The 21,213-nt window shown below is 70.9% G+C and carries 22 protein-coding genes; 12 read left to right on the top strand and 10 right to left on the bottom strand.

Annotation, left to right across the window (positions count from 1 at the left end; translation table 11 throughout):
* The first annotated feature begins 109 nt into the window (after positions 1-109).
* Both IEZ27_RS47270 and IEZ27_RS47265 read left to right on the top strand, forming a co-directional pair.
* Positions 110-1,009, top strand: coding sequence for a cation diffusion facilitator family transporter (locus tag IEZ27_RS47270; RefSeq protein WP_189653227.1), 900 nt, complete (start codon positions 110-112; stop codon positions 1,007-1,009).
* 137 nt (positions 1,010-1,146) lie between these two features.
* Positions 1,147-2,724: a M28 family metallopeptidase gene (locus IEZ27_RS47265; RefSeq protein WP_189653226.1), complete on the top strand. Its 1,578-nt coding sequence runs from the start codon at positions 1,147-1,149 to the stop codon at positions 2,722-2,724.
* Between the two features lie 205 nt (positions 2,725-2,929).
* On the opposite strand, the gene IEZ27_RS47260 is transcribed toward IEZ27_RS47265, so the two are convergent.
* Entirely contained in the window at positions 2,930-3,214 is a 285-nt protein-coding gene (locus tag IEZ27_RS47260; protein ID WP_189653225.1) for a hypothetical protein, read from the bottom strand.
* Between the two features lie 98 nt (positions 3,215-3,312).
* On the opposite strand from IEZ27_RS47260, the gene atpE reads away from it, so the two are divergent.
* A complete protein-coding gene (gene atpE / locus IEZ27_RS47255; protein WP_125648778.1) occupies positions 3,313-3,546 on the top strand; it encodes an ATP synthase F0 subunit C in 234 nt (77 codons plus the stop codon).
* A 126-nt stretch (positions 3,547-3,672) separates the two neighbouring features.
* Here atpE and IEZ27_RS47250 read toward each other — a convergent pair whose 3' ends face one another.
* Positions 3,673-4,881 (bottom strand): acyl-CoA dehydrogenase family protein, encoded by a 1,209-nt coding sequence (locus IEZ27_RS47250; protein WP_189653224.1) that lies wholly within the window; start codon positions 4,879-4,881, stop codon positions 3,673-3,675.
* Between the two features lie 144 nt (positions 4,882-5,025).
* Here IEZ27_RS47250 and IEZ27_RS47245 point away from each other — a divergent pair, with 144 nt between their 5' ends.
* Complete coding sequence (locus tag IEZ27_RS47245; protein WP_189653223.1) at positions 5,026-6,177, top strand: MCE family protein; 1,152 nt, start codon at positions 5,026-5,028, stop codon at positions 6,175-6,177.
* Between the two features lie 17 nt (positions 6,178-6,194).
* Here the strand turns inward: IEZ27_RS47245 and IEZ27_RS47240 are convergent, their stop codons facing one another.
* Positions 6,195-7,397 carry an MFS transporter gene (locus tag IEZ27_RS47240; protein ID WP_189653222.1) on the bottom strand — a complete coding sequence of 401 codons (1,203 nt, stop codon included), beginning with the start codon at positions 7,395-7,397 and terminating at the stop codon, positions 6,195-6,197.
* A gap of 87 nt (positions 7,398-7,484) precedes the next feature.
* Between IEZ27_RS47240 and IEZ27_RS47235 the strand changes: the two genes are divergently transcribed.
* Entirely contained in the window at positions 7,485-8,057 is a 573-nt protein-coding gene (locus IEZ27_RS47235; RefSeq protein WP_189653221.1) for a TetR/AcrR family transcriptional regulator, read from the top strand.
* 113 nt (positions 8,058-8,170) lie between these two features.
* Here the strand turns inward: IEZ27_RS47235 and IEZ27_RS47230 are convergent, their stop codons facing one another.
* Together IEZ27_RS47230 and IEZ27_RS47225 are read right to left on the bottom strand one after the other, a co-directional pair.
* Entirely contained in the window at positions 8,171-9,103 is a 933-nt protein-coding gene (locus tag IEZ27_RS47230; protein WP_189653220.1) for a glucosyl-3-phosphoglycerate synthase, read from the bottom strand.
* A gap of 34 nt (positions 9,104-9,137) precedes the next feature.
* Positions 9,138-10,610: a helix-turn-helix transcriptional regulator gene (locus tag IEZ27_RS47225; RefSeq protein ID WP_379478707.1), complete on the bottom strand. Its 1,473-nt coding sequence runs from the start codon at positions 10,608-10,610 to the stop codon at positions 9,138-9,140.
* A gap of 267 nt (positions 10,611-10,877) precedes the next feature.
* Here IEZ27_RS47225 and aceA point away from each other — a divergent pair, with 267 nt between their 5' ends.
* Positions 10,878-12,164, top strand: a complete 1,287-nt coding sequence (gene aceA, locus IEZ27_RS47220) for an isocitrate lyase (protein ID WP_189653219.1) — start codon at positions 10,878-10,880, stop codon at positions 12,162-12,164.
* 106 nt (positions 12,165-12,270) lie between these two features.
* On the opposite strand, the gene IEZ27_RS47215 is transcribed toward aceA, so the two are convergent.
* From IEZ27_RS47215 to IEZ27_RS47200, 4 genes are all read right to left on the bottom strand, one after another.
* Positions 12,271-12,624 (bottom strand): hypothetical protein, encoded by a 354-nt coding sequence (locus IEZ27_RS47215; protein ID WP_189653218.1) that lies wholly within the window; start codon positions 12,622-12,624, stop codon positions 12,271-12,273.
* A 73-nt stretch (positions 12,625-12,697) separates the two neighbouring features.
* On the bottom strand, positions 12,698-14,194 hold the full coding sequence (locus IEZ27_RS47210; protein ID WP_189653217.1) for a protein kinase domain-containing protein: 1,497 nt from the start codon (positions 14,192-14,194) through the stop codon (positions 12,698-12,700).
* 214 nt (positions 14,195-14,408) lie between these two features.
* Positions 14,409-15,245 (bottom strand): siderophore-interacting protein, encoded by an 837-nt coding sequence (locus IEZ27_RS47205; RefSeq protein WP_189653216.1) that lies wholly within the window; start codon positions 15,243-15,245, stop codon positions 14,409-14,411.
* Positions 15,246-15,393: 148 nt separating this feature from the next.
* On the bottom strand, positions 15,394-16,371 hold the full coding sequence (locus tag IEZ27_RS47200) for an alpha/beta hydrolase (RefSeq protein ID WP_189653215.1): 978 nt from the start codon (positions 16,369-16,371) through the stop codon (positions 15,394-15,396).
* Positions 16,372-16,475: 104 nt separating this feature from the next.
* Here IEZ27_RS47200 and IEZ27_RS47195 point away from each other — a divergent pair, with 104 nt between their 5' ends.
* The 4 genes from IEZ27_RS47195 (at position 16,476) to IEZ27_RS47180 (ending at position 19,280) form a co-directional block, all read left to right on the top strand.
* A complete protein-coding gene (locus tag IEZ27_RS47195; protein WP_189653214.1) occupies positions 16,476-16,871 on the top strand; it encodes a DUF3052 domain-containing protein in 396 nt (131 codons plus the stop codon).
* Positions 16,872-17,057: 186 nt separating this feature from the next.
* Positions 17,058-17,753: an ABC transporter permease gene (locus IEZ27_RS47190; RefSeq protein WP_229824990.1), complete on the top strand. Its 696-nt coding sequence runs from the start codon at positions 17,058-17,060 to the stop codon at positions 17,751-17,753.
* Complete coding sequence (locus IEZ27_RS47185; protein ID WP_189653213.1) at positions 17,746-18,534, top strand: ABC transporter permease; 789 nt, start codon at positions 17,746-17,748, stop codon at positions 18,532-18,534. Before IEZ27_RS47190 ends, IEZ27_RS47185 begins: the two co-directional genes overlap by 8 nt.
* 2 nt (positions 18,535-18,536) lie before the next feature.
* Positions 18,537-19,280: an ABC transporter ATP-binding protein gene (locus IEZ27_RS47180; RefSeq protein ID WP_189653212.1), complete on the top strand. Its 744-nt coding sequence runs from the start codon at positions 18,537-18,539 to the stop codon at positions 19,278-19,280.
* On the opposite strand, the gene IEZ27_RS47175 is transcribed toward IEZ27_RS47180, so the two are convergent.
* Positions 19,274-19,750, bottom strand: a complete 477-nt coding sequence (locus IEZ27_RS47175) for a hypothetical protein (RefSeq protein ID WP_189653211.1) — start codon at positions 19,748-19,750, stop codon at positions 19,274-19,276. The two genes, IEZ27_RS47180 and IEZ27_RS47175, sit on opposite strands and share 7 nt — an antisense overlap.
* 129 nt (positions 19,751-19,879) lie before the next feature.
* Between IEZ27_RS47175 and IEZ27_RS47170 the strand changes: the two genes are divergently transcribed.
* Both IEZ27_RS47170 and IEZ27_RS47165 read left to right on the top strand, forming a co-directional pair.
* Entirely contained in the window at positions 19,880-20,416 is a 537-nt protein-coding gene (locus tag IEZ27_RS47170; protein ID WP_189653210.1) for an MFS transporter, read from the top strand.
* Positions 20,417-20,464: 48 nt separating this feature from the next.
* Positions 20,465-21,187: a YcnI family copper-binding membrane protein gene (locus IEZ27_RS47165; RefSeq protein WP_189653209.1), complete on the top strand. Its 723-nt coding sequence runs from the start codon at positions 20,465-20,467 to the stop codon at positions 21,185-21,187.
* The last annotated feature ends 26 nt before the right edge of the window (positions 21,188-21,213 follow it).

The raw sequence follows: 21,213 nt of genomic DNA, 5'->3' as shown, positions 1-21,213 counted from the left end.
TGGCCTACTACCGGCTGGAGGACCCGCACGTACGGATGTTGCTGGACCTGGCGCTGGCCCACACCGAGCACACCGAGGCCATCCACCCCGAACGCGACGGGAGATCGTGATGGGCGCCGGACACGGACACGGGCACGCCGGAGCCCGCCACCGCTGGCGGCTGGCGGTCTCCTTCGCCCTGATCGGCTCCTTCTTCCTGGTCGAGCTGGCCTACGGGCTGATCTCCGGCTCGCTGGCCCTGATGTCGGACGCCGGCCACATGGCCGCCGACGTCGTCACGCTCGGCGCGGCCCTGGTCGCCACCCGGATCGCCGGCCGCCCCGACACCACCGGACGGCGCAGCTACGGCTCCTACCGGGCCGAGGTGTTCGCCTCGCTGCTGGCCGTCGTCCTCATGCTCGGCGTCGCGCTCTACGTCGTCACCGAGGCCATCGGCCGCATCGGCGGCACCGCCGAGGTCTCCTCCGGCCCGATGCTCGTCGTCGGCGCCATCGGCCTGGTGGTCAACCTCATCGCCCTGCTGCTGCTGCGTTCGGGCGCGAGCGAGAGCCTGAACGTCAAGGGCGCCTACCTGGAGGTCGTGGCCGACACCGCCGGCTCGGTCGGCGTCATCGTGGCCGGCTGGCTGGTCTCGACGACCGGGCAGGCGTTCTGGGACACCGTCGTCGCCCTGGCCATCGGCATCTTCGTCGCCGTCCGCGCCGTCTCCCTGGGACGTCAGGTCTTCGCCGTCCTGGGGCAACACGTGCCCGAGGGCGTCGACGCCGCCGCCGTGGCCGCCGACCTGGCCGCCATCGAGGGCGTACGGAACGTGCACGACCTGCACCTGTGGACGCTCACCTCCGGCATGAACGTGGCCACCGCGCACCTGGTCACCGAAGAGCCCGGCGACAACCACGCCGTCCTGGACCGGGCCAGGGAGCTGCTGCGGCAGCGCCACCACATCGCCCACGCCACGCTGCAGGTCGAGCCGGTCGACCATCAGGGCTGCGACGAGCTGGGCTGGTAACGGGCCCGTACCCGGTGCGCTTTTGTCCGATATCGGACGACCCTCATTCTTCCCCTGGGTGGATCTGTCGGCTTATGTATTCTCCTGGGCCGCTGAATCGGGGAAAACATCTGTTCATCTCAGTTCGAGGAGCTCGTATGCGCATCACCCTGCGCAGAGGCACCTTCCGCGTCCTCGCGACGGCCGCGGCACTGTCCCTGCCCCTGGCTCTCCTACCGGCCGCGGCCCAGGCGGAACCCGCGCCTGGCCCGGCCGAGAGGAAGCTGATCGACTCCGTCACCGCACCGGCGGTGAAGAAACACCTACAGGCGTTGCAGAGCATCGCCGACGCCAACCACGGCAACCGCGCCGCCGGCACCAGCGGCCACCTGGCCTCGCGCGACTACGTCGTCGGCAGGCTCAAGAAGGCCGGCTACAACGTCACCCTCCAGCCGTTCGACATCGCCTACTTCGAGGAGAAGTCGACCGCGCTGATGGAGCGCGTCTCGCCCAACCCGCGGGTCTTCACCCCGACCCCGCCCGACGGCTCCTCCGTGGGCGAGTTCGACACCATGACGTACTCCGGGCCCGGCGAGGTCACCGCGACGCTGCAGAGCGTCGATCTCGTCCTTCCTCCCGGGCCGACACCCAGTACGTCCAACTCCGGGTGCGAGGCCGCCGACTTCGCCGGGTTCACGCCGGGCAACATCGCGCTGCTGCAGCGCGGCACCTGCGACTTCGTGGTCAAGGCGCAGAACGCCAAGGCGGCCGGGGCCGTGGCGGCCGTCATCTTCAACGAGGGGCAGCCGGGGCGTACCGCGACGCTGCTCGGCAACCTCGGCACCCCGGTCACCATCCCCGTGGTGGGCACCAGCTTCGCCGTCGGCCAGGAACTGGCCGCGACCGGCGGCGTGGTGCACCTGAAGACCGACACGATCAGCGACATCCGCACGACGTACAACGTCATCGCCGACTCCAAGTGGGGCGACCCGAACAAGGTGGTCATGTCCGGCGCCCACCTCGACTCCGTACCGGCCGGGCCGGGCATCAACGACGACGGCTCCGGCACCGCCGCCACGCTCGCCGTCGCCGAGGCCCTGGGCAAGATCCCGACCCGCAACCGGCTGCGCTTCGCCTGGTGGAGTGCCGAGGAACTGGGCCTGCTCGGCTCCATCCACTACGTGGACACCCTGCCCGCCGCCGAGCTCTCCAAGATCAAGCTCTTCCTCGACTACGACATGCTCGGCTCCACCAACTACGCCTTCAAGATCTACGACGGCGACGACTCCGACGGCGTCGGCGCCCCCGCGGGCCCGCCCGGATCCGACGAGATCGAGAAGCTCTACGAGAAGTACTTCGACCTCCTCCACCAGGGACACAACGGCACCGACTTCGACGGCCGCTCCGACTACGGCCCGTTCATCGAGGCCGGGATCCCCTCGGGCGGGGTGTTCACCGGCGCGGAGGGCATCAAGACTCCTGAGGAGGCCGCGATCTTCGGCGGCACCGCCGGACAGCCGTACGACCCCTGCTACCACCAGGCGTGCGACACCGTCGCCAACATCAACGACAAGGCACTCGCGCTGAACACCGGCGCGATCGCCACGGCGGCCGTCGTGTACGCCTACAGCCGCGACCTCCCGGGCCCCGACACCGCCCGCCCGGCTGCCGCCAGGACCCGGACCGCCCCCACGACCACCACCAAGGCCACCATCGAGGGCAGAACAACCGGCTGACCCGCTACCCCCAATGATTTGTGCGCCCGTCGTCAGGAACGGCGGGCGCACAGTCTTGTCCATAACCGCCGGTAACGGCGCCGCAATGGACACATGAACGGCCGAACCCTTTGGGTGACCTTCGCAGGCATCGCGGTCAGCGGCATCGGCGCGCCGGTCGCGGTGAATTACGCGACAATCGGCACCACCACCGGCCTGAGCCGGGTCACCATACCGATTTCCGCGATATCGGCGGCACGCGTCCCTCATGGAAAAGCACCGGGGTCAAGGCCGCCCGGGAAGACCCCGCCACCGCATCCAGGCCGTCAATCATTCCTTCCCGGAAGCGACCGCCCTGATGGACGAACTCCGGCACGACCTCGAAGCCCAGCAGGCCACCATCCGCGCCGGAAATCGCCACAGGCGGCGATACGGGAGTTCCCCGCCCCAGGAAGAGGAGAGCATCTTGATCGATTTGTCTAGTGCGTTGATCAACGAGCAATTGACGCACAAATTAGAGCAATCAAGCATTTCTTTCGCCGCATTCACCGGCTGGAATACGAGTAACCGCGGTTTCTCAGCTTCATCGGTTTCCAGAAAGGCGGCGCAATGCAAGTACTCGCTGAAGTATCCGGCAACATCACCGCCATTGGTTACGGTCTCGCTGCAATCGGTCCCGGCATCGGCGTCGGCATCATCTTCGGTCAGGGCGTGCAGGCCATCGCCCGCCAGCCGGAGGCGTATCCCCTGATCCGCCAGAACATCTTCCTCGGCTTCGTCCTCACCGAGGCCCTCGCCCTGATAGGGCTGGTCGCGCCGTTCATCTTTCAGCTCGTCAGATAACCGCCCACCCGCGGCCCGGGAAACCGTTCCCGGCTCGCGACAACGGCATCGGAGCGGCGTGCCCGCGCTGACGATCGCGCGGGCCCGCCGGCTCTGCGGCTCCGGCGGACCGGTCACTTCAGGACGTCAGCGGACCGGGAGGCCGGTGACGGCGCGGCCGATGATCAGCCGCTGGATCTCGCTCGTGCCCTCGAAGATCGTATAAATCTTGGCGTCCCGGTGGAAACGTTCGACGGGGTGCTCTCTGGTGTATCCGGCTCCGCCGAGGATCTGGATCGCCTGTTCGGTCACCCACACCGCCGTCTCGCCCGCCACCAGCTTCGACATCGAGCCCTCGGCCTGCTCGAACGGCCGGCCGTTCCGGGCCATCCAGGCGGCCCGCCAGGTCAGCAGGCGGGCGACGTCGACGCGGGTGGCCATGTCGGCGAGCAGGAACGCGATGGCCTGGTTGTCGCCGATCTTTCGGCCGAACTGCTCGCGTTCGCGCGCGTAGTCCCTGGCGTACTCGAAGCCCGCGCGGGCAATGCCCACCGCCATGGCGGCGACCGACGGGCGGGTGGTCTCGAACGTGCGCATCGCGGCCTGCTCGCCGGCGCGTTCGCCGTTGCGGACCCTGGCCAGGCGGGCATCCAGCTTCTCCTTGCCGCCCAGCAGGCACGAGCCCGGCACGCGTACGTCCTCCAGGACCACCTCGGCGGTGTGCGAGGCGCGGATGCCGTGCTTGCGGAACTTCTGCCCCATGGACAGGCCGGGTGTGCCGGGCGGGATGACGAACGACGCCTGGCCGCGCGTGCCCAGGGACGGGTCCACCGAGGCCACGACCACGTGGACGTCGGCGATGCCGCCGTTCGTGGCCCAGGTCTTGACGCCGTTCAGCACCCAGTCGCCGTTGTCGTGGACGGCGCGCGTGCGGATCGCGCCGATGTCGGAGCCTGCGTCGGGCTCGGAGGCGCAGAAGGCGCCGAGCTTGACGTCGTTCTCCGTGCCGAACATCTGGGGCAGCCACTCCCCCATCTGCTCGGGCGTGCCGTTGGCGGACAGCGCGGCGGCGGCCAGGCCGGTGCCGACGATGGACAGGCCGATGCCGGCGTCCCCCCAGAAGATCTCCTCGAACGCCACCGGCAGGGCCAGGCCGCTCTGTTCGAACCATTGGGTGGCGAAGAAGTCCAGCGAATACAGGCCGACCTTGGCGGCTTCCTGGAGGATGGGCCAGGGCGTTTCCTCGCGTTCGTCCCATTCCGCGCCCGCCGGGCGGATCACGTCGCGGGCGAACGCGTGCACCCAGTCGCGCACCTCGATCACGTCGTCACTGAGCTCCGGACAGAAGCCGGTCATCGCGTCCACTCCCTGGCCATTCGTCAAGCGTTACCGTTGGTAACACGTTACCGGTTGGTAGAACGTGGCCGGAAGGTGCGGGAGTTCGGCAACTCACGGTAAGGTTCCGGTCACCGTACGCCCACCTTCTCCTCAGGAAGGCCGATGAACCGCCGACTCGCCGCACTCCTTGCCGCCCTCGTGGTGGCGGGCGCGTATCTGCTGTTCAGGCCGGTCGCCACCACCCGTCTCCACGCCTCCTTCGACGCCGCCGTGGGGCTGTATCCAGGCTCGGACGTACGGGTGCTCGGGGTGCGGGTCGGCCGGGTGACCTCGGTCCGGCCGGTGGGCGGCGAGGTCCTGGTGGAGCTGGCCGTCGACGCCGGGCGGAAGATCCCGGCCGACGCCCAGGCGGTCATCGTCGCCCGGTCGTTGATCGCCGACCGGTTCCTGCAGCTCACGCCGCCGTACCGGGGAGGCCCGGCGCTCCCGGACGGCGGGACGCTGCGCCGGACCCGCTCGGCGGTCGAGATCGACGAGGCGTTACGCGGTTACGACCAGCTCGCCACCGCCCTCGCCCCTCCCGGGCGCCCTGCCCCCGACGGCGCGGACGCGCCCGCCGCCGAGCGTGGTGCGCTGGCGCGGCTGCTGCGGGTGTCGGCGAGCGCGTTCGGCGGTCAGGGCGAGACCGTGGGCGCCACCGTCCGCGGTCTGTCCGACGCGGCCTCCGCGCTGGCGGGCGACGGCGACGACCTGGCCCGGACGGTCCGCGACCTCGCGACCGTCACGGGTGCGATGGCCCGTGACGACGCCCGCGTCCGGGCGTTCATGAAGGACCTGGCGGGCGTGTCGGCCCAGCTCAACGGCGAACGCGAGGAGCTGCGGGCGGTGCTGAAGGAGTTGTCCTCCACGCTCACGCAGGTCGCGGACTTCGTCGAGGACAACCGAGGCGAGATCACCGCCAACACCCGCGATCTGGCCCACATCACCGACCTGCTGGTACGCCAGCGCGAATCCATCGGTACGTTCCTCGACGCGGCGCCGCTCGCCCTGAACAACGCGAACAACGCCTACGACCCCGCGAGCGCGACCTTCAGGGCCAGGTTCAACCTCAACGGCCAGACCGACGACGTCGCGATGTGGCTGTGCTCGCTCGCCCACTCCATGAACACCGGCTGCGACCCCCTGCTCAGCGCGCTCAACCCGCTGGGCAGGGCCCTCAACGACACGGTGGCGCTGGACACGTCCTGGTTGTTGCCCGACGTACGGGTCGAGCGTCCCGACCTGTCCCTCGGCGGCCTGGTCACACTCCGCTGACCGCCCCAGGTGGGGCATCAGGGAGTGGGCGTGGTGGCGCGGCGGGTCGAGGCGAGGACGGCCAGGGACGCCAGGCTCATGCCGATCGCCAGGGCGTACACCAGCGGGGTGAAACCGCCGAACACGGCCGCCAGTTGCGGGCCGACGCTGCCGCCGACGGCGAGGGCGAAGGAGAACAGGGCCAGGGCCGTGCCGCGGGCGGGTCCGGCCTGGGCGGAGATGGCCTCGTTCATGCTGGGGAGGCCGCCGGTGATGGCGGCGACGTAGACGGCCAGCAGGAGCACCAGGCCGAGGGAGGCGGCTCCGGTGAGGGCGACGGCGGCGAGGGCGAGCGCGCCCACGGCCAGGAACGAGGCGGCCCTGGCCGTGGCGGGAATCCGGGCCAGCCACGGCATGAGCACGGGCATCAGCACGATCGAGGGCAACCCGGAGGCGCGCAGCGTGAGCAGGTCGGCGGGGGACGTGCCGCCGTATATCTGCAAACCGGTGTAGACGGCGACGAACCCGGCCATCAGCATGACCGTGGCGAGATAGCGCAGCGCGAGCACCCGGTCGAACAGCAGGCCGGGCACCGCGCGGTAGGCCGACAACAACGATCCGCTCGCCTGGCGCGGCAGGTCGGGCAGCATGACGGCGCGCAGGCCGAGCCAGGCCAGGGCGAACCCGGCGGCCGACAGCAGGAACAATCCCCGCCAGCCGATCGACTCGACCAGCACCTGGGCCGCGACCTGCAACAACACGGCCGAGGCGAGGAACGCCCCGGTCACCGCGGCGATGGCGACCACCCGGCGCCGCAGCTCAAGCCGCTCGACGAGGTAGGCCATGCCGGCGGGCGGGAACATCGCCACGGCCACCCCTTGCAGGACGCGCAACGCGAGAGCCACCTCGGGGTTCGGGCTCAACGCCACCAACGCGCTGGTCAAGGCGGCAAGAGGCAGGCCGATCATCAGCAGGCGGCGGCGGCCGTAGCGGTCCGACAGCGGGCCGAACACCAGGAAGCCCAGGCCGTAGCCGACGCCGAACGCGGTGACGAGCCAGGTCAGGTCGCCGGGCGAGGCGTGCCAGCCGGTGGCCATGTCGTGCAGCAGGGGGATCACGATGTACAGCTGGCCGCTGCACAGGACCGCGGTGAGGGTGAACGCCAACAGGGTGCGGCCGAAGCGGGCGTAATCGGTACGGGCCGCGGGGGCGGCTGCCGTACGAGGAAGCGTGAGTGCCATGGCAGAGGACGGTAGCCAACCAACCAGTTGGACGTCAACTGTTTAGTTGGATTACAACCAACCAGTTGTTCGTGGCATGATGGAGGCATGTCACCCAAGGTCTCGACCGCCGCCACCCGGGCCGCCCTGCTGGAAGCCGCCCGCGAGGAGTTCGCCGCGTACGGCGTGGCGGGCGCGCGCGTGGATCGCATCGCCGAGCGCGCGGGCGTCAACAAAGAGCGCATCTACGGGCATTTCGGCAACAAGGAGAAGTTGTTCGACGCCGTCATCAACGAGGCGCTCGACGACCTGACGTCGCAGATCGCCCTGCCCGGCGCCGATCCCGTCGACTACGTGGCCCGGCTGACCGACTACTACCGGCGGCACCCCGACCTGGTGCGCCTGCTGATGTGGGAGGCGCTCAACTACCGGGGCCAGGAGCTGCTGCCCGGCCAGGAGGCCCGGGTGGAGCGTTGTGCGCGCAAGGCGGCCTCCCTGGCGGAGGGGAGTGGCGAGGAGCCGTCCAAGGCGACGGCGCGCACGCTGTTCATGCTGACCGGGCTGGCCCTGTTCCCGTCGATGATGCCGCAGCTCGGGCGGATCATCCTCGGCGACGACGCCGACGACCACGACGCCATACGCGACCAGCTCAGCACCTTCGTGGCGGCCGCCCTCAAGTAGGAATCCACGAACACCCCCGGCGCAGAAGGACTCGGGGCCGCTCTCCCCCCCTGAGGCGGCTCGCACGAGCCGCTCAGGCGGGTACGAGGCCCCGAGGTGCTCCCGCGAGCGGGTCAGGTGGGTGTGGTCAGGGTGAGCATGGGTGGGCGTTCGTCGATGCCCACCTGGCGGGTCAGTACGTCGTGGCCGCCCTCGCAGCGGCGGAACTGGGCCAGCTCCACCGAGGGCACATGCCGGGCCTCGATCTTGCCCTGACGTTGCAGCCGGGACCAGGCGGCCAGCATGATCTGGGCCGCCATCCCGCCGAGCGCCTCCGTCGACTGCGGAGCGTGCTCGCGCGACCCCAGGTCCACCTGGGCCAGGGCGTCGAGCCCGGCCAGGTCCAGCAGGTCGATGAGCAGCCCGAGCTCCACGCCGTACCCGGTGAGGAACGGCACGCGTTCCAGGGCCGAGCGGCGGCCGGCGTACTCGCCGGCGAGCGGTTGCATGAAACCGGCCAGTTCGGGCCAGTGCAGGTTGATCAGTGGGCGGGCGACCAGTTCGGTGACGCGGCCCCCGCCGGTCGGGGCGCCGTTCAGCGGACGGTCGTAGCAGCCCTTGGCGTAGACGACCGTGGGGTCGGTGAGCAGCGGGCCGAGCAATCCGGCGACGAGTGAGGCGCGGAAGTGCCTGATGTCGGCGTCGGCGAAGGCCACCACGTCACCGGAGGTGACCGCCAGCGACTTCCACAGTGCCTCGCCCTTGCCCTCCATCGGCGCGAGTTCGGGCAGGATGTCTGTCTGTGCGTGCACGGCGGCGCCGGCTTGTGCCGCGACGCGCGCGGTGTCGTCCTCCGAGCATGAATCGATGACCACGATCTCGTCCACGACGCCGTCGAGCTCGCGCCGGATCACCTGGACGATCTCGCCCACGGTCTCGCGCTCGTCGCGGGCCGGGAGCACCACACTCACCGTGGTGTCCCCCTTGGCCGCCAGCAGGTCGGACAGCGGCCAGTCCGCGGCGCACGAGGTTCGGCGATGCCACCATTTCCGCACATCAGGCAGCATGTGCGACACCTCCCCCGTTCCCCCACATATCAGCTTATGCGGTGGTCGCGTGGCGCTCCAGGAAGGTATAGACGTCGGCCTCGTCCACACCCGGGAACGACCCGGGCGGCAGGGCGGCCAGGATGTGCGAGTTGGCGCGCGCGGAGGGCCAGGCGTACCCCTCCCAGCGTTCGGCCAGCTCAGCGGGCGGACGGCGGCAGCAGTCGCCGCTGGGGCAGCCGGATTTGGTGCGGTTGGTGGTCTCCCGCCCCCGAAACCAGCGCGACTCCCGGTACGGCACCCCCAGTGTGATCGCGAAGTCCCGTTCCCGCGACGGATCGACGTGGGCCACGCAGAAATAGGTGCCGGTGGGCGAGTCGGAATACTGGTAGAACACCGAGAAACGGTCGGGCGAGGCGAACACCTGCCGCCCCGACCACTGCAGGCACATCCGCTGCCCCTCGATGGCCCCCTGCTCGTCGGCGGGGAAGACGATGCCGTCGTTCTCGTACGCCTTGTAGATGGTGCCCCCGGCGTCGTTGCGCACGAAGTGGCAGACGAGGCCCAGGTGATGGGTGGCGAGGTTGGTGAAGCGGTGGGCGGCCATCTCGTACGAGACCGCGAACACGTCCCGCAGGTCCTCCACCGACAACGCCCGCGCGGCCTTGGCCTCCTGGAGGTAGAGCGCGGCGGCCCGCTCGGGCACGAGCACGGCGGCGGCGAAGTAGTTGGCCTCGGTGCGCTGTCGCAGGAAGTCGGCGAAGTCGCGCGGCTTGCCGTGGCCGAGGGCGAGGTGGCCGAGCGTCTGGAGCAGGATCGTGCGCGGGGTGTGCATGCCGAGCTGCTCGTGCTTGACGTAGATGCGCCGGTTGCGCAGGTCGGTGATGGAACGCACCGAACGCGGCAGGTCCTGGGCGGTGTGGACGGTGTAGCCGAAGTGTGTGACCAGGCCCTGGATCATGCTCTGGGACAGGGCGCCGGTGCGGTAGCCGACGGTGTCGAGGGCCTCGGCGGCGGCCTTCTCGATGTCGGGGAAGTAGTTGCCCACCTCGCGCTGCCTGCGCCGCAGCTCGGCGTTGGCGGCCCTGGCCTCCTCGGGCGTGGCGGTGCCGCGTGCCTGCCGGGCGCGCAGCTCGCCGTAGAGGCCGAGCAGGTGTTCGAGCACGTCGTTGGGCACACGCGCGGAGACCTTGAGCCGGGGCAGGCCGAGCCCGGCGTAGATGGGGTCACGCTGTGCCTCTTCGAGCGCGATCTCAAGCTGGGCCCGCCGGTTGGGCGGCTGGCGGCGCAGCAGCTCCTCGACGGGGACGCCCAGCGCGGTCGCCAGGGACTTGAGCAGCGAGAGTTTGGGCTCGCGCTTGCCGTTCTCCAGCAGCGACAGCTGACTGGGCGCCCTGCTGACACGCGAGCCCAGGTCCGACAGGGTGAGGCCGCGCTGTTTACGCAGGTGGCGAAGGCGCTGGCCGAACGCGATCAGATCGAGCTCCTGCGTCAAAGACAGCGGTTCTTCGCCTAGCAGGGACGCCATGCAGGCATCTTAGACAGAAATTCGGCCTATTTTCTAGCCTTTGGACGTTCAGGGCCTACCGGGCGGGGGCACGGCTGCCGCCTTCCGTTCGCTGCTGGGATTGGTCTAGTCCAACGGGAAAACTCGCGATTTCTTCTCATCTGAATACCCGTCGGTAATACACATGACGGAAACTTCGAGCGTTCTTCTCTCCTGGAGCCTCTATTGACGCAGGCTCTCAGGGCAGATGATCGGCGTGAGCCCCAGGGGACGACAAAGGAGCGAACGATGAACGATCGCCTCAAGGGAGCTGCTGAGCAGCTGCAGGACGAGTGGGACAACGACCCTCGCTGGGAGGGCGTCGAGCGCACCTACGGCGCCGAGGACGTGATCCGGTTGCGCGGCAGCGTCCAGGAGGAGCACACGCTGGCCCGCCTCGGCGCGCAGCGCCTGTGGGACCTGCTGCGGACCGAGGACTACGTCCACGCCCTCGGCGCGCTGACCGGCAACCAGGCGGTCCAGCAGGTGAAGGCCGGCCTGAAGGCGATCTACCTGTCCGGCTGGCAGGTGGCCGCGGACGCCAACCTCGGCGGCCAGACGTACCCGGACCAGAGCCTCTACCCGGCCAACTCCGTGCCCGCCGTCGTGCGCCGCATCAACAACGCGCTGCTGCGCGCCGACCAGATCACCTGGTCGGAGGGCGTGGCGGACGCGCCGCACTGGCTCGCGCCGATCGTGGCCGACGCCGAGGCCGGGTTCGGCGGCGTGCTGAACGCGTTCGAGCTGATGAAGGGCATGATCGCGGCCGGCGCCGCGGGCGTGCACTGGGAGGACCAGCTCGCCTCCGAGAAGAAGTGCGGCCACCTGGGCGGCAAGGTGCTCATCCCGACCGGCCAGCACATCAAGACGCTCAACGCCGCGCGGCTGGCCGCCGACGTTTGCGGCGTCCCCTCACTGATCGTCGCGCGGACCGACGCACAGGCCGCGACGCTCCTGACCAGTGACGTGGACCCGCGCGACCAGGCCTTCACCACCGGCGACCGCACCGCCGAGGGCTTCTACCGGGTACGCAACGGCGTGGACTCCTGCATCGCCCGCGGCCTGGCCTACGCCCCGTACTCCGACCTGCTGTGGATGGAGACCGGCACGCCCGACCTGGACGTCGCCCGCGAGTTCGCCGAGGCGATCAAGGCCCGCTACCCGGACCAGATGCTCGCCTACAACTGCTCACCGTCGTTCAACTGGAAGAAGCACCTGGACGACTCCACGATCGCCAAGTTCCAGCGCGAACTGGGCCACATGGGGTACAAGTTCCAGTTCATCACGCTGGCCGGGTTCCACTCGCTGAACTACTCGATGTTCGACCTCGCCCAGGGGTACGCCGCCGACGGCATGACGGCGTACGTCGAGCTCCAGGAGGCCGAGTTCGCCGCCGAGTCCCGCGGCTACACCGCGACCCGGCATCAGCGCGAGGTCGGCACCGGCTACTTCGACCTGGTCAGCACGGCCGTCGCGCCCGACTCCTCGACGACCGCGCTCAAGGGCTCCACCGAAGAGGAGCAGTTCCACCACTGATCCCCCGATCTCGCCGGCCACCTCCAGGGCATGGGATGGTTCCCCCGGCGAAGGGCCGCGCCGGCTCCCCCAGCCCGGCGCGGCCCCCTTTCACGTCGGTCGCGCGTCAGGCGCCCTCGCGGGCCCACGACGGCAGGTCCTGCTGCTCGGTGATGTCGCGGACGAGCTGGGCGTGCGCGTCCTCGGCCTGCTGCCTGGTGGACCAGTGGAGGCTCAGCACCTCCCGGCCCCGGGCCCGGGGCCCCGCGCCCGGCGGCGCCAGGCGCACGGTCGACTCGAACAGCAGCGGCACAGTCCCGCCGTCGGCCTGGTCGAGCACCATGTGCAGGGTGCGGACGCGGAACGTTCCGGCGGCGGTGCCGACGCGGTCGTCGCCGATCGTACGCCCCGCGCGATCGGCCAGCAGCTCCTGCGCCCGCGCAGGGCTGATGGGGTTGCCCTCTATGTCGTAGTAGCTCATGAACGGCCTCGCTCTCGGGTGCGGGGGAGGCGACGCGCGTCCCCCGCTCACCTCGATCATGAGGCATGGCCGGTCACGACGTTCCGGTGGCCGTGGGCGTGGAGGGGGACGGGACGGTGGGCTCGGGCGACTCGCCGGGGCCGTCCTGGGGGATCGTACTGATCGATCCCGAGGGCCGGGGGCAGTCGCGGCCGCCCGGCCGGTCGCCGCCGCGGCGCCGAGCGGCCGGGCGCGCGCACGGGCCGGGCTCCTCGCCGCCCGGGTTGCCGGGCCCGGAGGTGCTGGAGGGGCGGGGGTCGTCACGCCGCCGGTCGGGGCCCGGGTCGAGGAAGGTGAAACGGCCGGCCGGCGTACGGGCGCGCGTGACGGACACCGTCGCCGTGGGCACGCTCGCCGGGCGCGCCACGTGCGCGGGCGGCCGGTCGCCGGCCGGGGTCGCCGTGGGATGGCCGCTGACGTGCGGACGTACGATCGCGGGCTCGGCGGGCGGCGGCGAACCGCCGCCCTGGCTGAGGGCATCCCCGCCCAAGGCCGCGATCACGGTGACGGCCGCGATGGAGACCGTGGCCAGCGCGGCGAAACCGGCGTGCGCCAGGTGCGCCCCGGCCTTGGCTCTGCTCCCGCGCCTGCTCCCGTGCCTGGGCCCGGACGGCTCCCCGGCCGGGGTGGCGGGTCGGCCGCCGCCCGCCGGGTACGGCACCTCCGTCCAGCTCCCGTCCAGCACGTCGGCGACCGCCTGGCGCAGGTCCCACGGATCGCCCACGCCGCCCGCTGCCAGCAGCGCCCGCAGCAGGTCGGCCGCCCGGGGACGGGAGGCGGGGTCCTTGGCCAGCGCGGCCTCCACGGCCGGGCGCAGCAGGGCGGGCACGCCGTCGAGGCGCGGCGGGTCGAACAGGATGCGCCGGGTCAGCACGTCGGCCTCGCCGCCGCCGAACGGGTGGTGCCCGCTCGCGGCGAAGGCCACCAGGCAGCCCCAGGCGAACACGTCCGAGGCCGGCAGGTCCGGGCCGCCGGTCAGCCGTTCGGGCGCCACCCAGCCGGGGCTGCCCATGACCTGCCCGGCCTGGGTGTGGGCGGCCAGGGTGTCCACGTCGCGGGCGATGCCGAAGTCGATGACGCGGGGCCCCTTGGCCGACAGCAACACGTTGCCGGGCTTGAGGTCGCGGTGTACCAGACCGGCCTCGTGCACCGCGACGAGTGCGGCGGCCACCCCGAGTGCGACGCCGTAGGCGAGGTCGGGCGTGAGCGGCCCCCCGGCCATGACCACCCGCGAGAGCGCGGGGCCCGGGATGTACTCGGTGACCAGGTACGGGCGATCCTCGTCGGTGCCGTCCTCGACCACGGCGGCGGTGCAGAAGGGCACCAATCTGCGGGAAAAGGCCACTTCCTCGGCGAAACGCGCCCGCAACGTGGCATCGTTGAGATGCACCGCCTGCGGTGTCTTGAGCGCGACCAGGCCCCCTCGCGGGTGTTCGGCCAGGTACACCACTCCCATCCCGCCCGACCCCAGGCGGCCGAGGAGAAGGTGCCGGCCGATGACGACCGGGTCGCCCACCGTCAGCGGTCGCACGCCAGGCGGCATGCCGCTCGCACCACGCGCCATCCGGGCCTCGCCTCTCCTGTCCGGGACACGGCAAGGCACACTGTGGCGGCATCCGGGGGCCCTTTCCGCACGTCTTGCGTAAGGGGTATCGAAGGTGAGGAGTTCGTGTCCGGAGGGTTAGTAAGAGCTGTGATGGAACGTTCTGAAGTGGCTTCTTGTGGTTGGCGGGGTTCGGTGAGGGTCAGGAGGCCAGCGCGCGGGCCTCGTCGGCCTCGACCTCGCGGTTCCAGTCGTTCTTGACCGCCCGCCAGGCCTCGTCGTCCGCGCCGATCCGCCAGTAGCCGGAGATGGACAGCCGGTCCATCGGGATGCCCCGCTCCAGCCGCAGGTGGCGACGCAGTTCCTTGACGAAGCCGGCCTCGCCGTGCACGAACGCCTGCACGTCCCCCTCCGGGAACTCCAGCGCGCGCACCGCCTCGACCAGCGCCTGGCCGACCGGACGGGCGCCCCGGTACACCCACGTGATCCGCGCGTCGGCCGCGGTGCCGAGCTTCTGCTCGTCCTCGGGGCCGTCCACCTCCATCAGGACGTGGGCCAGGGCGTTGTCGGGCAGTGCCTCCAGGGAGGCGGCGATCGCCGGCAGGGCGCTCTCGTCGCCCACCATCAGGTGCCAGCCCGCCTCGGGGTCGGGCGCGTAGCCGCCGCCGGGGCCCAGCATGAGCACGACGTCGCCCGGCCTGGCCGCCGCGGCCCAGGGCCCGGCCAGGCCCTTGTCGCCGTGGTGGACGAAGTCGAGGGTCAGCTCAAGGGCGTCGGGGTCCCAGGCGCGTACGGTGTAGGTGCGCAGGCGCGGCCAGAACTCGCGCGGCATGGTCTCGCGTACGTGCTTGACGCTGAACGGCTCGGGGTAGTCCACGCCCTCGTGGGGGAAGACGAGTTTCACGTAATGATCGGTGAGGCCGCGACAGGCGAAGTCGCGCAGGCCGTCGCCGCCGACCACGATGCGGATCATGTGCGGGGAGAGCCGCTCGGTCCGCAGGACGACGCCTCGATGATGATCCCTGGGCTTGTCAGCCATCACTTCAGCCCCCATATGTTAGTTAGGTATACCTAACCTTACAGCGGGATTGACGGGCGGGGCCACCGCAACGCCTGGACGTTCCCCTGAGCGCGCAACCCCAAGCCGCGATATATCAGCACAAACTACCCCGACATACCCGCCCCAGTCAGGCCGCCGCCGTATCCCCGCGGGCCGCCGCACGGGCTTCCACCGCCTTAAGGAACGCCGCCATGTGCCGGAAGGCCAGCCGCGCCTCCGGCAGGACGTCGGCCAGGATCGGGAAGGCGTGCGGCATCCGCCGCCACTCCTCGTACCGCACCGGCACGCCCGCGAGGCGCGCCCGCTCGGCCACCTGACGGGCCTCGTCCCGCAACACCTCCGTGGAGCCGGTGACGATCATCAGCGGCGGCAGGCCGGTGAAGTCGCCGAGCACGGGCGAGACGAGCGGGTCCCGCGGATCGAGCCCGCAGGTCCAGTGGCGGGCCAGCCAGCGCACCCGGCTCGCCGGCAACATCGGGTCCTGCCAGCGGTTGGCCCGGCGCGGGATGTCGGTCAGGTCCGCCCACGGCGACAGGCAGATCGCCGCGGCCGGCGGCCTCAGGCCGCGGTCGCGCAGCGCCAGCAGCGTGGCCAGCGTCAGATGGCCGCCCGCCGAGTCCCCGGCGATGATGATGTCCTCGGGCGCGTGCCCGCGCCGCATCAGGCATTCGTACGCGTCCAGCGCGTCGGCCAGGGAGTCGGCCAGCGGGTTCACCGGCCCCTGCCGGTAGTCCAGCGCGAGGACCGGCCGGCGGGCCACGACCGACAGCCGCCAGGTGATGGGCCGGTGGGTACGCGGCGAGCACGAGAAGTAGCCGCCGCCGTGGAAGTACAGCAGCGCCTTGTGCTCGTCCAGGCCCTCACCGGCGCGGATCCACTCGCCGCCGCAGCCCGTCAGTCCGGCCGGTACGACGACGGCGTGGTCGGGGAGGTGCAGCGGCATCAGGCGGGCCAGCTCGCCCAGGCGGGCGGCGCCGACCAGGGCCAGCGGATGGCGCATCAGCACTGTGGAGGCCGGTTTCAGCGTGCCGCGCATGACCGAGGTCAGGGCCCTGGCCTGCCAGCTCAAGGGGTAGTCGGGCGACACGTCCATGTCGATGTGCATCACGGTCCTCCACCCCCATTCTTCCCGTAACAACCTCGTTCTACCGGCCAGTAAGGATCTCATCCCTTACGCGGATATTTCGGCTATGTGGGACGGTGGGGAATATGGCGGGATATTCAGGGACGCCGCTCCCTCGTAAACTCGGCGTCAAGCCGGGACACCAGGTTCTGGCCCTCGGCGCCCCCGCCACCCTCGACCTCGGCGAACCCGGCGCGGACGTGCACCGCGAGCCGGGCGGCGGCCCCTACGACGTGATCCTGCTCTTCTGCCCCGACATGGCCACCCTCCACAGTACGTTCCCCCAGGCCAAGGCCACACTCGTCCGGAACGGCGGCCTGTGGGTCTGCTGGCCCAAACGCGCCGCCAGGATCCCCACCGACCTGTCGGACGGCGTCGTACGCGCCTACGGCCTGGACGCCGGACTGGTCGACAACAAGGTCGCCGCGATCGACGCCACCTGGTCGGGCCTGCGCTTCGTTTATCGCGTTGCGGACCGCTGACCCCTCAGCGGATAATTCCAGACTCCGTCGGCAGACCCGCGCACGGGTCCGGACACGGCCGGTCACCGCGCCCTCACTGAACGGAGGTGCCCCACCATTCCCCTCTACGCCCGGCTCGTCCGGTACGGCTTCCGCAAACACGCCGTCTACGTCTGGGCCGCGCTCGCCGGCGCGTTCACCAACAGCGTGTTCGGCATCCTGCGCGCCTACGTCCTCATCGCCCTGTGGCAGGCCCGCCCCGGCCTGGCCGGCTACGACGTCACCGACGCCGTCACCTTCTGCTTCGTCACCCAGGCCTTCATCGGCCCGATGATGTTGTTCGGCGGCGGCTTGGCCATCCCCGAACGCATCCGCAGCGGCGACATCGCGCTCGACCTCGTCCGCCCCGCCTCGCTCCAGCTCTGGTCGCTCGCCGAGGACCTGGGCCGGGCCGCGTACCTGTTCCTGGTGCGCGGCATCCCGCCGCTGCTGCTCGGCGCGGCCCTGTTCGGCGTCACCACGCCCGCCTCCCCCGCGCAGTGGGCGGCGGTCCTGGCCGGCTTCCTCATCGGCGTGCTGATCAGCTTCGGCTGGCGCTACCTCGTCGCCCTGTCGGTCTGCTGGCTCGCCGACGACCGCGGCGTGGCCGTCGTGTCCCTGGTCCTGACGACCTTCCTCAGCGGGATGATGCTCCCCCTCCACCTGTTCCCCGGCCAGTTGGGCGAGGTGGTCAGGGCCCTGCCCTGGGCCGCCATGGTCCAGGCGCCCACCGACCTCTACCTCGGCAAGGCCCCCGTCGGGCAGACGCTCGCCCTCCAGGCGTTCTGGGCGGCGACGTTGTTCGCGCTCGGCCTGCTCGCCACCCGCGCCGTCCGCCACAAGGTGGTGATCCAGGGTGGGTAGGACGTACTTCCTGCTGGCCTGGACCTGGACCCGCGCCGCTGCCGCCTACCGCGCCTCCTTCGCCCTGATGGTCGTGTTCGGCGTGATCACCGGCGCGATGGACCTCGCGGCCATCCTCGTCGTCTTCGCCAACACCACCACCCTGGCCGGCTTCACCCGCGAGGATGTCCTGTTCCTCTACGGCGCGGCCAGCGTCTCCTTCTCCGTCTGCGACACCTTCGTCGGCAACCTCGACCGCGTCAGCCAGCACATCAAGGCCGGCACGCTCGACACCTTCCTCGTCCGCCCGGCGGCCGCCTGGATCCAGATCGCCACCGACCGCTTCGTCCCCACCAGGCTCGGCCGCATCGCGCAGGCCGTCGCCGTCCTCGCCTACGCCGTGGCCGTGCTCGGCGTCGACTGGCGGCGGGCCTGGATGATCCCGGTCATGGTCGCCACCGGCATCGTCATCTTCACGGCCCTGTGGACACTCGCCGGCGCCGTGCAGTTCGCACTGACCGACGCGCCGGAGGTGGTCAACGCCTTCACCTACGGCACCCACCAGCTCAGCCAGTACCCCCTCAGCATCTACGCCCGCGACCTGGTCCGCGGCGTCACGTACGCGCTGCCCCTGGCCTTCGTCAACTGGCAGCCCGGCCTGTACGTCCTGGGCCGGGACGACCCGTTCGGCACGCCCGGCTTCATGCGCTTCCTCGGACCCGCCGCCGCGCTGGTCCTCGCCCTGGCGGCCGGGCTGGCCTGGCGGCAGGGAATCAGGCACTACCGATCCACGGGGAGTTAGGAATGATCGAGCTGCTGCGGGCGGGACGCTCGTTCAAGGTCAGGCGCACCGTCGTGCACGCCGTGCGCGACCTGTCGTTCAGCGTGCCGGCGGGCGAGTTCGTCGGCTACCTCGGGCCCAACGGCGCGGGCAAGTCCACCACGATCAAGATGTTGTGCGGCATCCTCACCCCCACCTCCGGCTCGGTACGGGTGGCCGGGCTCGACCCCTCGCGCCGGCGCACCACGCTGGCCCGGCGGATCGGCGTGGTGTTCGGGCAGCGGACGACCCTGTGGTGGGACCTGCCGCTCAAGGACAGCTTCGAACTGATCCGACACCTTTACAAAGTAGATCGTGGAACCTTCCGGGTCCGGCTGGCCGAGCTGACCGAGACCCTCGACCTGGGCGCCTTCCTGGGCACGCCGGTGCGCCAGCTCAGCCTGGGCCAGCGCATGCGCGGCGACCTGGCGGCGGCGCTGCTGCACGCGCCCGATGTGCTGGTGCTCGACGAGCCGACGATCGGCCTCGACGTGGTCAGCAAGGCCAGCATCCGCGGCTTCCTCCAGCGGCAGAACGCCGAACGCGGCACGACCGTGCTGCTGACCACGCACGATCTCGGCGACATCGAGCGCCTGTGCCGCCGGATCATGCTGATCGACCACGGCCGGCTCACCTTCGACGGGACGCTGACCGAGCTCATGGCCACCGCGCCGGACCAGGCCACCATCGAGGACGTCGTGACCCGGCTCTACACCGGCAGTCAGTAGTAGCTGCCCTCCGGCGTGCTCTCGTACTCGTCGTCATCGTCGTCGTGCGGGCGCGACCAGCGCGAGGGCATCAGCACGGGGATGAACAGGACCACGCCGAGCAGGGCCAGCACACCCGTCGTGAGCAGGAACTTGTCGCCCGCGCCGGCGTCCCTGACGATCTGGTTCACCGACGCCTCGGCCGGGATCAGGGACAGCGCCCTGCCGGTGTCGAGCGCGTAGACGACCGTCCAGGCCAGCAACACCATCGAGGGCACGAACGTGGCCAGCGGCGAGATCCGGCCCGCCACCACGAGGCCGACGACCAGGCCGATGGCGGCCATGGAACCGAGGGCGATCCACAACTTCTGGGGGTCGGGCGGCGGGGTCGTCGCCGCGGCGGTGAGGGCCTGCTGCACGGCCCATCCGCCACCCCCTAGGACGGCCGCCGTGACCACGACGCCGATGAGCAATCCCGCTAAGTGCCGCAACGTTTCTCACCTCAAATGTCAACGTGCTCGGCACGACCCTAGCGACAAATGCCATTTTTGGACCAGGCATTGGCTCGCTTGGAACTAGGGGTCTCGTGCGACCGTGCCCCGTGAGACCATGTGGCACACATGCGTGCGCGACTTCCCCTCCGGCTCGCGCGGACGGCCGCCTTCGCCGCCGTCTGCGTGACCCTCGCTGCGCTCGCCCACGTGGTGGGCGGCGGCGGGCGGCCGGAGCCGCTGGCGGCGGCGCTGGGCCTCGTGGCGGTCTCCGGTCTGGGGCTGGCGCTGTCCGGCAGGGAACGTTCGGCGGCGACGATCAACGTCGTGCTCGGGGCGGCGCAGTTCGGCCTGCACGAGTTGTTCGCGGGCGGCAGCGCCTCCTCCTACGTCTTCGAGCACGGCCACGGCCAGGGCCTGGCCGTCAACGCGGGCATGTTGCTCGCCCACCTCGTGGCGACCCTGATGACCGGCTGGTGGCTGTCGCGCGGCGAGGTCGCGCTGTGGTCACTGCTGCGCCGGCTGGGCCTGCGGCTCATGCCGCCGCTGCTCGGGGTCGTTCCCGCCGTACGGCCGGGCGTGCCGGTCGTGCACACCAGGGTGGTCCCCCTCGCGCCGGGGTTCCGGCACCGGGTGGCCAGGCGTGGTCCTCCACTTCCCGCCTGACCTGCTGACACCCGTAAGACCCCCGTCATCCTGAAGTGGAGATCCGTCATGTCCTTCATCCGTCGTGCGGCGACCGTGCTCGCCGCCGCCACCGCTCTCACCGCCGGCCTGGCCCTGCCCGCGCTGGCCCACGTCAGCATCACCCCCGGCACCGCCGAGCAGGGCGGGTTCACTAAGGTCGCGTTCCGGGTGCCCAACGAGCGCGACAACGCCTCGACCACCAAGGTCCAGGTCAGCTTCCCCGCCGACCATCCGCTGGCGTTCGTGTCGGTGAAGCCCGTGCCCGGCTGGGAGGTCAAGGTCACCGAGGGCAAGCTGCCCAAGCCGGTCAAGACCGAGTACGGCGACCTGGAGGAGGCCGTCACCACGGTCGTGTGGTCGGGCGGCAAGATCAACCCGGGCGAGTTCCAGGAGTTCGAGGTGTCCATGGGCCAGTTGCCCAAGGACGTGGACTCGCTGACGTTCCCGACGGAGCAGACGTACTCGGGCGGTGAGGTGGTCAAGTGGGCCGACGCGCCCAAGTCGGACGGCACCGAGGCCGAGCACCCCGTACCCACGCTGAAGCTCGTCCCCGCCTCCGGCGCCGACGAGCACTCCGCGGCCGGCGCGTCGGCCGCGCCGGTCGCCGCCACGGGCCCGTCGGTCGCGCCGGTCGCGGCGGCCGAGTCCGTCTCCGACGGCACGGCCCGCCTGCTGGGCGGCGCCGGACTGGTCGTCGGGATCATCGGCGTCGTGGTCGGGGCCCTGGGCCTGCGCCGCCGTACGGCCTGACCCCGGCGACGCGGCATCCCCGGCCG

The sequence above is a fragment of the Nonomuraea spiralis genome (assembly GCF_014648435.1).
GTDB classification, from domain to species: domain Bacteria; phylum Actinomycetota; class Actinomycetes; order Streptosporangiales; family Streptosporangiaceae; genus Nonomuraea; species Nonomuraea spiralis.
The sequence above is the reverse complement of the archived record's forward strand: the minus strand, read 5'-3'. Positions and strand labels throughout refer to the sequence as shown.